Consider the following 13,381-nt stretch of genomic DNA (forward strand, 5'->3'; position numbering starts at 1 on the left):
TTGTAAAAAAGTGAAAATATTTTTAATTTAAGGAGACAGCCTATGAAAAAAGAAAGTATATTTACAAAATGTTCATTAGGCATTTTAATAGTATCCTTTTTGGTATTGGTAAATGAGTTTATTCAACTAATACCGACTCAGTCTACACGGTTAGAAGGATTATTATTATATTTTGGACCATCTGTATTTGCAATTATTGGTGGAATACTTTCAATGGTTGGATTAATTAAACATAAAACAAGATTAGGGATATTCTTAATAGCAATTAATTTTATATTATTATTTTGGCCAATAATTTTTTGGCATGTAGGAACTCTGATTTGGGGAGTATAAAATTTATTTAGAAATAAAGTTCTGAAATGTATTGAGAAGGGGTTAATATATGGAGGAGGCATAGCACATGATATTTAAAGAATTCGGCAATAAAAATATGCCTGTTATTATTTTTCTTCACGGGGGTGGATTGTCTTGGTGGTCGTGGAACCCACAAATTGAATTTTTACAAAATGATTATTGTATTGTAACACCAATTATTGATGGACATGGAGAAATTAGTCTAATCTATCCAGAGAAATATCTTGATTTACTGCAACAACTTTTTTCAAACAATATAAGAGAATAATAATCCATACATGTATATGAATTAAAACATATTTATAGACGGTGTTAAATGTTATTTATATTTTGCGAAAGTGAGGTAAATTAACTATGGAACATAAAAGTGTAAAATCGGAGCGTGGGACAACTCATTATTGGATAAACAAAAGAGAGGATAAAAATGCAAGGTGTATTGTGTTCACACATGGGTTAACAGCAAATCATATGATGTTTGATAAACAGGTTGAATATTTTTCGAATAAATATACTGTCATTACATGGGACGTACCTTTACATGGAGAATCTCGTCCTTATACTGATTTTTCTTACGAAAATACTGCTATAGAATTGAAAACAATACTTGACGTCGAAAATATTCAGCAGGTCATATTGGTTGGTATGTCAATGGGCGGCTACCCATGTCAAGAATTTGCAATACACTACCCAGGTAAAGTAAGTGCTTTTATTGCTTTAGATACCACATCACTCGGCCAAAGCTACTATTCTACAATAGATAGATGGTGGATTAAACAGGTTGAGCCCATGGCAAAATGGTTTACTGATAAAATGTTACGTAAAAGCATGGCAAAATCTGTTTCAAAAACACAATATGCATATGATATGATACTTAAAATGCTAGAGCCTTTGAGTAAGGCAGATATTGTTGAACAAATGGGTATAGCCTATGGCAGAGTTTTTGACAGAAAAGAATCGGTACATTTTAATTTTCCTGTTCTGATTTTAGTAGGTGAATATGATAAAACAGGAAAAGTGAAACACTATTGTGAAGAGTGGTCGAAAAAAGAAGGTTATCCTCTTCATATAATCAAAGGTGCATCACATTTTTCTAATGCGGATAACTATGATGATGTTAATAAAGAAATAAATAATTTTATTTGTGGATTATGATTATGGTTCCATGTATAAAATAGTTATTATTGAAAAAAATAGTATAGAAAGGGGAATGTTAAATGAGTAGTAAATTAACAGCAACTAAATTGAAAATGGCCGCTCTTGGTAATAATGATATAGAAGCGGGAGCTGAGATTTATAGCGATCCTGAAATAAAAAATAAAATAAAGAATAAACTAGCAAAGAAAGAGCCTAAATAGGGCTCTTTTTCATGCTTTTCTGATTTGCCAATTCGTTCCAAAGGAACGAAGAGCTCATTCCTCTAAATATAAGATACATAACAAAATGAACTTCCTCCGAAAGTGACTCCAATAAGAAGTGCAGACACAATTGAAATTCCAATTAGAAATTTTTGACTTGAAAAATTTAATTAAAGGGTTATGTATCATAGCCGCAGCCTATCGGCTAAAAGATTTTTTTGTGTGGTTATTGAGATTTAGTATTTTTTATCTGCAATATATCGTAGTGTAAATGAATAACAGTATGAATTTCTCCGGAAGTGGCACCAAACAAGAAGAGCAGAAACAATTGAAATGCCATTTAGAAATTCTTGTTTTGCTAATATAAAATTCTCGTAAGCTTGCCAGGAAGGCAGGCTAGCGAACCCGAGACAGGACGTCGAGTGTGAGCGCTAGAGAATTTTATATTCGCAAAATATTAGAATTTCTTAATGGCATTTCATGTTTTAATCTCTTATTTGGAACCATGCAGGTGAAAGTTCATACTTGATACATTTCTTTTATTTAGAAGTTAGATACCCTTCATTCATTAGAAGCTCAGCAGATAATACTGCGCCACCGGCTGCACCACGTAGAGTATTGTGGGATAAACAAACAAATTTATAATCAAATATTTTGTCTTCCCTTAATCTTCCAAGTGATATTCCCATACCTTTCTCAATATCTCTATCAAGTCTTGTTTGTGGTCTATCATTTTCTTCAAAGTATGTTAAGAACTTTTCAGGAGCATTCGGAAGCTTCAAATCTTGAGGCTTTCCTTTGTAAGTTGCCCATTTTTCGAGTATGGTTTCTTTTGATGGTTTATTTTCAAAGGAAACAAACACTGCAGCTAAGTGACCATCAGCAACAGGAACACGTATGCATTGAGTCGAAATTATAGGCTGCTGTGCATTAACCACTTTATCATTTTCTATATGACCCCAAATTTTTAGAGGTTCCTGTTCGCTTTTCTCTTCTTCTCCACCTATATATGGGATAACATTATCGAGTATTTCTGGCCAGTCTGAGAAAATCTTACCAGATCCAGATATAGCCTGATATGTACAAACTAATATTTTAGTAGGTTTATATTCTAGAAGAGCACTTATAGCAGGGACATAACTTTGGATTGAGCAGTTGGGTTTTACTGCAATAAAGCCTCTTTTAGTTCCTAGTCTCCTCTTTTGTGCTTCAATTAATTTGAAATGGTCTGAATTTATTTCTGGAATAACCATTGGAACATCTGGTGTACTTCGATGTGCAGAGTTATTTGAAACTACAGGAGTTTCAGCTTTTGCATAACTTTCTTCAATTGCTCTTATTTCATTTGCTGGCATATTAACAGCGCAAAAGACGAAATCTACTTCGCTGCTTATTGCATCTACTTCATTTATGTTTTTTATTACTATATTCTTGACGCTACCTGGCATTGGAACATCCAATTTCCATCTTTTATTTACTGCGTCAAAATAAGTTTTACCCACAGAGTTCTCACTAGCAGCAATAACAGCTATTTCAAAATAAGGGTGATTTTCAAGTAGTGTAACAAGACGTTGACCAACAAATCCAGTTCCACCTAATAATCCGACTTTTAGTTTTTTCATTGTATTAATACCTCCGATTCTAATGATGTATAAATGTGTAAAATTATAAATATTGCACATGAATATACTCATATCCATGTTATATTGGGAATAGTAATAATAAACATAAGAATTTTATATGTTACTATTATAAATGATTATAATGTTAAAAAGTATATACTTCAAGCAATTTATTATATAGAATGGGTATGGATGATAAATTTATGACTTTATAATGAGATAATAAGTTGTATTTTTTTCATAAAAAGTTTAAGAGAAATGGGGAATAAAGTTGGCTAAAAATGACAAAAATAAAATAAAACTATATGGATTTAACAATTTAACAAAATCATTAAGTTTTAATATTTATGATGTTTGTTATACAAAAACAATTGAGGATCGAAAGAAATATATAGAGTATATCGATGAACAATATAATGCACAGAGGTTAACAAAAATTCTTACTGATGTTACACAAATGATAGGTGCTAATGTGTTAAACATTGCAAAGCAAGATTATGATCCTCAAGGAGCAAGTGTAACATTACTTATTTCAGAGGAAGAAATTCCGTTATATGTGGTAGATCCTTCTTGTAATAGAGGAATTCTAACTCCAATAAGGGAAAATATTGTAGGACATTTAGATAAAAGTCATGTAACAGTCCATACATATCCTGAAAGTCATCCTCAAAATGATATAAGTACTTTTAGAGTGGATATAGATGTAGCCACTTGTGGTGAAATTTCACCATTAAAAGCTCTAAATTATTTAATAGATAGTTTTGACTCAGATATTATTACTATTGACTATAAAGTTCGTGGCTTTACTCGCGATATGGATGGTAAAAAACATTTTATAGATCATGAAATTAATTCTATACAAAATTATATTGCTAAAGAAACAATTGATAGATATACCTTAATGGATATGAATATATATCAATCAAATATATTTCATACAAAAATGATATTAAATGATTTTGAACTTGACAATTATTTGTTCGAAATTAAACAAGAAGACTTAAATGAGGATGAAAAAGCGAGTATTGTTAAAAAACTTGAAAAAGAGATGAAAGAAATATTTTATGGTATGGATATTTGTACTGATTAATGTTATATTAAACATATAAAGGAAAAATATATAAAAACGTATAAGAAACAAATAAAAGGCGTATTTAGATAAATGGCAATTAATTATTTTGTTAGGTGTTTAAATATGCTTAAATAATAAAAATTACATTATATCTAAACGGTTTCAATAGTTATAGAAATAAAAAGGAGTAAACCTCTAGTTATTTTAAAAACAAAATACAATTTTTACCACAATGTTACTGTAATATATGTTATAATTTTAAATATGTTGTAAATATGTTATTAAAAACATTTTTAACTAATAAAAAGAAATAAAGTTATTTTTTGTTTATTTAAGTATTTAACGACATTTCGGAAGGAAAGTCTCCCATTTTTATAAGTGGGAAGTACACATCCTAACAAATAGTAAACTTTAGTGGTAATATAAATTTCCTTCTGAAGTTGTTAATGTTGCAGCTCCACAGGAGATGATTTAACATCAGGACAATTATGATTATTGATGTGTTTACTATTATAAAAATTAAAACACATTTATATAAATTATAGTTTGTTTAGTTTTTGAGGGGGGAGGTGGTAGATATGAATGATGTAGAAACTTTCTTATCGCATAGAAATGCAACTAATAGTTACAAATTTATGGGATGTAAACTTACAAAAAGAAATGGTGAAATAGGGGCTGAATTTTCAGTATGGGCACCAAACGCAAAGAAAGTTATGGTTGTTGGGGATTTTAATAATTGGGATGGGTGTTCTCATTCTATGGAAAATATAAATAAATCAGGTTTTTTTAATATTTTTATTAAAAATATTAAAGAGGGTGATTTATATAAATACAAAATAATAACAAACCAGGGGAAGTCAATTTTTAAGGCTGATCCCTATGGATATTTTTCAGAGGTAAGACCTAATACTGCATCAATTGCAACAAATCTAAAAGAATACCTGTGGGATGATAAGAATTGGATGCTGCAAAGGGAGAAAAAAAAGCCTTACGATCTGCCCCTCAACATATATGAAGTACATCTCGGTTCTTGGGCTCGTAGGCATGAGAATAGTTTTTGTTCATATAGGGAAATTGCAGACAAGCTTCTTAGTTATGTGGTATACATGGGATATACGCATATAGAATTACTCCCTGTGATGGAGCATCCATTAGATGATTCCTGGGGATATCAAACTACAGGTTATTATTCTTTGACTAGCAGATTTGGAAGCCCTAAAGACTTTATGTATCTTGTAGACAAATTTCATCAAAAGAATATAGGAATTATATTGGACTGGGTTCCAGGTCACTTTTGCAAAGATGAACATGGGCTTTATAAATTTGATGGAACGAATTTGTATCAATATGAGAATCCAGAGCTCGGTGAAAATTATGATTGGGGCACCGCAAACTTTGATTTAGGAAAAATTGAAGTTCGCGAGTTCCTTATTTCAAACGCAATGTTCTGGTTTGAATTATATCATATTGATGGACTGAGAGTAGATGCTGTTTCTAACATGTTGTATCTAGATTATGGGACAAGGCACACTATGACTCTTAAAAATTTTAAGGGGACTAATGAAAATTTAGAAGCCGTATCATTTATAAAAGAGTTAAATGATGCCGTATTTAAAAATTATCCAAATGTCTTAATGATTGCAGAAGAATCTACAGCATGGAAGGGAGTAAGCGCACTTACTAGTAGTGGTGGACTTGGATTTAATTATAAGTGGAATATGGGCTGGATGAATGACATGCTAAAATATATGCAACTTAATAGTAATGAAAAGAAAGCTCAACATGGGTTAATAACATTCTCATTGATGTATGCTTTTTCTGAAAATTATATATTGCCTTTATCACATGATGAAGTTGTTCATTGCAAAAAGTCACTATTAAGCAAGATGCCAGGTGATTATGATGATAAGTTTTCAAGCTTAAGACTTTTTTATGGGTATATGATGGCTCACCCAGGTAAAAAATTACTATTTATGGGGGGAGAATTTGGCCAGTTTATTGAATGGGATCCCAATAAGGGTTTGGATTGGCTTCTTTTAGAGTATCCTATGCATAAAAAGCTTCAGCAGTATACTAAAGCTTTAAATGAATTTTATAAAAATGAAAAAGCTTTATGGCAAAAAGATCACATTAGCGAGGGGTTTAATTGGATTGATCCTAATAATTCTAATCAAAGTGTAATTTCCTTTGTAAGGATAGGTTATGAAAAGGATGATTATTTAATAGTAGTTTGCAATTTTTCAAAGGTTTCATATGGGGAATACAAAGTTGGTGTTCCTGAATTAGTAAATTATGTTGAAGTATTTAATAGCGATAACAGTATGTTTGGTGGTAATAATAAATTAAACGATAAGAGTATATTGCCTATTTTGGAAAGATGGAATAATAAACCTTATTGTATAAATATCATTCTACCGGCATTATCTATAATTTTTATAAAACAAGAAAAAACAAATAAAAACAACCAGAATGTTTTATTAAAAGCAAGTATTTAGTAGGGCTCGATAGTTTAAGTATAAAAAGGGGGAAGATTAGAATGGTAAAAAAAGAGATGATAGCTATGATACTCGCAGGAGGTCAAGGATCAAGATTAAAGGAACTAACAAAAATGACGGCAAAACCTGCAGTGCCATTTGGAGGAAAATATCGAATTATAGATTTTTCTTTAAGTAATTGTTCTAATTCTGATATAGACACAGTAGGGGTTCTTACTCAATATCAACCATTGGCATTAAATTCTCATATAGGAATAGGGGCTCCTTGGGATTTAGATAGAAGAAATGGTGGGGTAAGTCTTCTTCCACCATACCAAAATGAAGATGGTGGTAATTGGTACAAAGGTACAGCTGATGCAATATTTCAAAATACAAACTATATTGATAGCTTTGACCCAGAATATGTTCTTATTTTATCAGGAGACCATATTTATAAAATGGATTATTCAAAAATGTTAGATTATCACAAGGAAAAGGGAGCAGATGTTACTATTGCAGTAATAGAAGTTCCAGATAATGAGTGTAGTAGATTTGGAATAATGAATACTAGGGATGATGATACCATTTATGAGTTTGAAGAAAAACCAGAAAAACCTAAGAGTAATTTAGCTTCTATGGGAGTTTATATTTTTAGTTGGGCGGCGCTTAGACAACTTTTAAAAGAAGATAGTCAAGATGAAATATCAAGTCATGACTTTGGAAAAAATATAATAACAAAGATGTTAAATAATAATCAAAAGTTGTATGCATATCATTTTAAAGGATATTGGAGAGATGTTGGTACTATTGAAAGTTTTTGGGAAGCAAACATGGATTTATTATCCGATGATAATGATCTTGATATACATGACGATAAATGGAGAATATATACAGTTAATCCAATGCTTCCACCACAATATATAGGAGCAGAGGCAAGTATAAACAATGCTATGCTTAACGAAGGGTGTACGGTCCTTGGTGAAGTAACTAATTGTGTTCTTTTTCAAGATGTACATGTTGGAAAAGGATCTAAAATAACTAATTCAGTAATTCTACCAAATACTAAAATAGGAAATAATGTAGTTATCGATAAGGCTATTATAGGAAGCGATGTTATTATAAGACGGAACTCATATATAGGTAATGGTCGAGATATTATTGTTATAGAAAAGGGACGCGAAATTAAAGCTGATTTAAAAGTAGTTAACAAATTATAAAATTAGGGGAGGCGAAAAAATGCTTAAAAATTATATAGGAATGTTAATGTTAAATGAAAAAGAAGATAATATAAAAAGTCTTACAAAATCAAGACCTATAGCATCTATACCAATAGGTGGAAGATATAGAATTATTGATTTTGTACTTTCAAATATGGTCAATTCAGGTATCCATAATATAGGCATATTCACAAATACAAAATCTAGGTCTTTAGTTGATCACGTAGGTTCAGGAAAACCTTGGGATTTAGATAGAAAACTAAACGGGCTATTTTTATTTAATCTTACATCAGAAAGATCGCAATTAAGGGATATAGACGTATTAAGCGGCAATATGGAATATATTTATAGAACTAAGCAAGAATATGTAATAATATCTTCTTCGTATATGATATGTAACATGAACTATAATGAGGCAGCTAAGTATCATGAGGAATCTGGTAGTGATATAACTTTAATATATAAAAAAACAAATAATGGGAAAAAACATTATGTAGATTGTAATACTTTATATATTAATGAAGACAATAGAGTTTTAAGCATTGGCAAAAATATAGGTGCCGAAGAAAAATTAAACATATCAATGGAAATGTTTATAATGAAAAAGACGACTCTTATAGATATTGTAAACAGCTGTATTCAGACAGGAAGTTATAATTCAATAAAGACTGCTATATACAATGAAGTATCAAAATTTAACGTAAATGCATACGAGTTTAAGGGATACCTTCAGTGTATAAACTCTATTCAGAATTATTACAAAGCCAGTATGGATATGTTAAATGCTAAAACAACCAAGGAATTATATTTTAATAATGGACTAATATATACAAAAAGTAAGGATGAAGCTCCTACTAAATACTTTAATGGATCAGAAGTTAACAATTGTTTGATTTCAAATGGATGTATTTTGAAGGGTAAAATAGAGAAAAGTGTAATTTCAAGAAGGGTTACTGTTGAAGAGGGTGCTGTACTTAAAAATTGTATAATATTTCAAAATTGTGAAATAAAAAAAGGATGCAAACTCACTAACGTTATAATTGATAAAAATACTGTTATAAGTGAGAACACAGTACTTGAGGGTGATGGAGAGTTTCCAGTTGTTATAGAGAAAAAATTTAGAGCGTAAAAACATTAAATTTAAGACACATGAAAACAAATAACTATGATGACATGTTATTTGTTTTCATGTGTCAAGGGAGGATTTATATGAAAGTATTATTTGTGGCGTCGGAAGCTTATCCTTTTATAAAAACGGGAGGTCTTGGTGATGTGGCATATGCGTTACCTAAGGCTTTAAGAAAACTTGGAATAGATGCAAGAGTAATTTTACCTAAATATAGTAAGATTCCGTTGGCATTTAGAAGTTGCATGGAGAACATAGCTTCTTTTAATGTAGAGGTTGGATGGAGAAATCAGTATTGTGGATTAGAACATTTAATGTATGATGGAGTGCCTTATTATTTTGTAGACAATGAGTATTATTTTAAAAGACCTCACATATATGGAGATTATGATGATGGTGAGAGGTTTGCTTACTTTTCAAAAGCTGTACTTGAAGCCATAAGATACATGGGAGATTTTAAACCAGATATAATTCATTGTAATGATTGGCAATGTGGATCTGTACCAATACTTCTTAAAGATAAATATAATGAGGACAATCTATATAATGAAATTAAGAGTGTGTTTACTATACACAATTTACAATATCAAGGGATATTCCCCAAAGATGCATTATATGATTTATTAAACCTGGATTGGAAGTACTTTAATGAAAATGAAATGAAATTTTATGATGCTATTTCTTTCATGAAAGGTGGAATTGTATTTGCGGATGCTGTAACTACTGTAAGTAAGACATATGCAAAAGAAATTCAAACTCCTTTTTATGGAGAAAGACTGGATGGATTATTATCATCAAGATCAAGTAATTTATATGGAATAGTGAATGGTATAGATTATGAAATCTATAACCCTGAAGTTGATAAAAAAATATTATATAATTACGATATTAAAACTATAAAGCAAAAGGTTAAAAATAAATTAAAACTTCAGGCAAGATTAGGGCTTACCATAAATGAGAATATACCAATGATAGGAATTGTGACAAGACTTGTGAAGCAAAAAGGTTTAGATTTAATTGTTGAGAAACTACAAGAACTTCTTAGCCTTCCTATTCAAATAGTATTGCTTGGTAATGGTGATGGATATTATGAGGATATATTTCAGTATTATGCGTCTATTTACCCAAGTATAATATCATCAAATATTATTTTTGATGAAACTTTAGCACAGCAAATATATGCTGCCTCGGATATGTTTTTGATGCCATCGCTATTTGAACCTTGTGGTATTGGGCAGTTGATAGCATTAAAATATGGAAGTATACCAATTATAAGAGAAACTGGAGGACTTAAAGACACAATTATTCCTTATAATGAGTATACTGGGAAGGGTAATGGATTTTCTTTTGAGAATTATAGTGGTAGGGAATTACTTGAGACTATAAATAGGGCTCTAGATTTATACAAAGATAAAGTGACATGGGCTAAATTAGTACAGAATGCTATGACTTGTGACAACAGTTGGGAAAATTCTGCTAAAAATTACATGGAATTATATAGCGATTTAAAAAGATAAATAATATATATAAAATAAATATTACTATGATAATATTTATTTTATATGATATAAACATAAGCGAAATCTAAAATTTCTAGGTGGTGAATGTTGTGGTAATTGATAAAAAGATGTTTAAAATGGATTATGTAGAAAAACTTCAAACAATGTTTGCAGAAGAGGCAGTTGATGCTTCACCTTTGCATCAATATTATGCTTTAGGTGCACTCATAAAAGATTATTGCGCAAAGCCTTGGATAGAAAGCAATAAAGAATATGCAAAAAACAAAGGAAAACAAGTATATTATTTTTCAATGGAGTTTTTAGTTGGACGGCTACTCAATAGTAATTTAGTTAATCTAGGACTAAGGGATATATGTCATCAGGCGCTTCACGAATTAGGGATTAGTTTGATTGAGGTAGAGGATATAGAAGTAGATGCTGGACTTGGTAATGGTGGACTTGGAAGACTAGCAGCGTGTTTTCTAGATTCTATGGCGTCGACAGAGGTACCTGGTCATGGATGCGGTATAAGGTATAAATACGGATTGTTTAAACAGAAAATAGAAAATGGTTATCAAGTTGAAGTTCCTGATAATTGGTTAAAAAACGGGAATGCTTGGGAAATAAGAAAAGAAAATAAGGCTGTTGAAGTAAGATTTGGAGGGAATGTCTATTTAGAGGATAAAGGTGGGGTAACAAAAGTTATTCATGAAAATTTTGAATGCGTACGTGCGGTGCCTTATGATACTCCAATAAAAGGCTATAAAAACAATACTGTAAACACTTTAAGACTTTGGAGCGCCGAAACTATGGAGGAAGATTTTGATTTTTCATCTTTTAGTCAGGGCAACTATGCCAAAGCTGGTGAGAATAAATACTCAGCAGAGGCTATTTCACAAATTTTATATCCGGATGATAGCTATGAAAAAGGAAAATTATTAAGACTAAAGCAAGAGTATTTTTTTGTAAGTGCAGGGCTACAAAGCATTTTAAAGAATTATAAAAAGAAGAAAATATCACTTCTTGAGTTTCATAAACACGTTGCAGTTCAAATAAATGATACTCATCCTGCAGTAGCAGTGGCCGAGCTAATGAGACTTCTGATGGACGAGGAGAACTTATCTTGGGATGACGCTTGGTATGTTACAACAAGAACTACAGCCTATACTAACCACACAATTATGGCAGAGGCATTAGAAAAATGGCCTGTGGATATGTTTAAAAAATTACTTCCAAGGATTTATATGATTGTGGAAGAAATAAATAGGCGTTTTTGTAATGAAGTTTATCATAAGTATAATGGTGACTGGAATAAAGTAAATAATATGTCTATTATTTATAATGGATATGTGCGAATGGCATACCTTGCGATTGTGGGGGGACACTCTGTTAATGGAGTAGCGAAACTTCATACAGAATTATTAAAACATCAAGAACTTTCAGATTTTTATGAATTCTTTCCACAAAAATTTAATAACCAAACAAATGGAATAACTCATAGAAGATGGTTATTAAATTCTAATGTTGAGCTTGCAAAACTTATAACAAAAACTATTGGTGATGGGTGGATAAAAACTCCAAATGATTTAAGTAAGTTAATGGCTTATGCAAAGGATTCTGCTTTTCAAGAGAAAACACAAAGAATAAAAACAAATAATAAAATAATATTTTCAAACCATGTATTATCAACATATGGGATAACAATTGATCCAAATTCTATATTTGATGTTCATGTAAAAAGAATGCATTCATATAAAAGGCAAACTTTAAATGTACTTCATATAATGTTTTTATATAATCAAATACTGGAAAACCCTAATATTGATATGGTTCCAAGGACTTTTATATTTGGGGCAAAAGCGTCACCTAGCTATTATATAGCAAAACAGACTATTAAACTTATTAATACTTTGGCAAGCAAGATAAATAATGATCCTATAGTTCGCGGGAAAATAAAGATATTATTCCTCGAAAATTACGGGGTTTCCCTCGCTGAGAAAATCATTCCTTGCGCAGATGTAAGTGAACAGATATCTACTGCATCAAAGGAAGCTTCAGGAACAGGTAATATGAAATTTATGATGAATGGCGCTATAACAATAGCTACTTTAGACGGTGCAAATGTAGAAATATTTGATGCAGTTGGTAAAGAAAATATCATATTATTTGGTCTTACAGCTCAAGAGGTAATTGAGTATTATAAGAATAAAACTTATAACTCTTATTATATATATAATAATGATTTGAGAATAAATACAGTATTAAATCAATTAGTAAATGGATTTTTAGAAACACCTAAAACAGAATTTAGCGGTTTATATGAGAGTTTGCTTGCTCATAATGATGAGTATTTTGTGCTAAAAGATTTTGACGCTTATGTTAATGCTCATAATGAGATTGATAAGTTGTTTAGGAAGAAATCTGTTTGGCAACAAATGTCAATTATAAACATTGCCAAATCTGGTATTTTCTCTAGTGATAATACTATAAAGAAATATGCAAAGGAAATTTGGGATACGCCACCTGTTAATATTAAGTCATAGTTTACAACGATAGTGTTAACTAACCTATGAAAAAACTAGATTGAAAATTTTAAGATTTAAATTGTACTTTGAAAAGTGAAAATATATCTAAAAGGAATGAAACATTAGTTTTGTTATCA

11 protein-coding genes are annotated in these 13,381 nt (G+C 30.6%); 10 read left to right on the plus strand and 1 reads right to left on the minus strand.

Annotated elements, in window-relative coordinates; genetic code table 11:
• Positions 1 to 42 precede the first annotated feature (42 nt).
• The 4 genes from KPL37_RS15380 to KPL37_RS15395 all read left to right on the plus strand — a co-directional run bounded on the left by KPL37_RS15380 (position 43) and on the right by KPL37_RS15395 (position 1,709).
• Complete coding sequence (locus KPL37_RS15380; RefSeq protein ID WP_216150785.1) at positions 43 to 333, plus strand: hypothetical protein; 291 nt, start codon at positions 43 to 45, stop codon at positions 331 to 333.
• 67 nt (positions 334 to 400) lie between these two features.
• The gene (locus KPL37_RS15385) at positions 401 to 622 is read left to right on the plus strand and encodes an alpha/beta fold hydrolase (protein ID WP_246578320.1); all 222 of its coding nucleotides are present in this window, start codon (positions 401 to 403) and stop codon (positions 620 to 622) included.
• 86 nt (positions 623 to 708) lie between these two features.
• Positions 709 to 1,506, plus strand: coding sequence for an alpha/beta fold hydrolase (locus KPL37_RS15390; protein WP_216150787.1), 798 nt, complete (start codon positions 709 to 711; stop codon positions 1,504 to 1,506).
• 62 nt (positions 1,507 to 1,568) lie between these two features.
• A complete protein-coding gene (locus tag KPL37_RS15395) occupies positions 1,569 to 1,709 on the plus strand; it encodes a hypothetical protein (protein ID WP_216150789.1) in 141 nt (46 codons plus the stop codon).
• Positions 1,710 to 2,248: 539 nt separating this feature from the next.
• Here KPL37_RS15395 and asd read toward each other — a convergent pair.
• Positions 2,249 to 3,331: an aspartate-semialdehyde dehydrogenase gene (gene asd, locus KPL37_RS15400; RefSeq protein ID WP_216150791.1), complete on the minus strand. Its 1,083-nt coding sequence runs from the start codon at positions 3,329 to 3,331 to the stop codon at positions 2,249 to 2,251.
• A 271-nt stretch (positions 3,332 to 3,602) separates the two neighbouring features.
• Here asd and speD point away from each other — a divergent pair, with 271 nt between their 5' ends.
• The 6 genes from speD to KPL37_RS15430 all read left to right on the plus strand — a co-directional run bounded on the left by speD (position 3,603) and on the right by KPL37_RS15430 (position 13,262).
• Positions 3,603 to 4,421 carry an adenosylmethionine decarboxylase gene (gene speD / locus KPL37_RS15405; protein ID WP_216150793.1) on the plus strand — a complete coding sequence of 273 codons (819 nt, stop codon included), beginning with the start codon at positions 3,603 to 3,605 and terminating at the stop codon, positions 4,419 to 4,421.
• Between the two features lie 560 nt (positions 4,422 to 4,981).
• Positions 4,982 to 6,898 carry a 1,4-alpha-glucan branching protein GlgB gene (gene glgB, locus KPL37_RS15410; protein WP_246578321.1) on the plus strand — a complete coding sequence of 639 codons (1,917 nt, stop codon included), beginning with the start codon at positions 4,982 to 4,984 and terminating at the stop codon, positions 6,896 to 6,898.
• Between the two features lie 41 nt (positions 6,899 to 6,939).
• A complete protein-coding gene (locus KPL37_RS15415; protein ID WP_216150795.1) occupies positions 6,940 to 8,094 on the plus strand; it encodes a glucose-1-phosphate adenylyltransferase in 1,155 nt (384 codons plus the stop codon).
• Between the two features lie 19 nt (positions 8,095 to 8,113).
• Positions 8,114 to 9,223 (plus strand): glucose-1-phosphate adenylyltransferase subunit GlgD, encoded by a 1,110-nt coding sequence (glgD, locus tag KPL37_RS15420; RefSeq protein WP_216150797.1) that lies wholly within the window; start codon positions 8,114 to 8,116, stop codon positions 9,221 to 9,223.
• Between the two features lie 80 nt (positions 9,224 to 9,303).
• The gene (gene glgA / locus KPL37_RS15425) at positions 9,304 to 10,737 is read left to right on the plus strand and encodes a glycogen synthase GlgA (protein WP_216150799.1); all 1,434 of its coding nucleotides are present in this window, start codon (positions 9,304 to 9,306) and stop codon (positions 10,735 to 10,737) included.
• Between the two features lie 92 nt (positions 10,738 to 10,829).
• Entirely contained in the window at positions 10,830 to 13,262 is a 2,433-nt protein-coding gene (locus tag KPL37_RS15430; RefSeq protein WP_343216289.1) for a glycogen/starch/alpha-glucan phosphorylase, read from the plus strand.
• The last annotated feature ends 119 nt before the right edge of the window (positions 13,263 to 13,381 follow it).

The sequence above is a fragment of the Clostridium frigoris genome (assembly GCF_018861865.1).
In the GTDB taxonomy this organism is placed as follows: domain Bacteria; phylum Bacillota; class Clostridia; order Clostridiales; family Clostridiaceae; genus Clostridium_AD; species Clostridium_AD frigoris.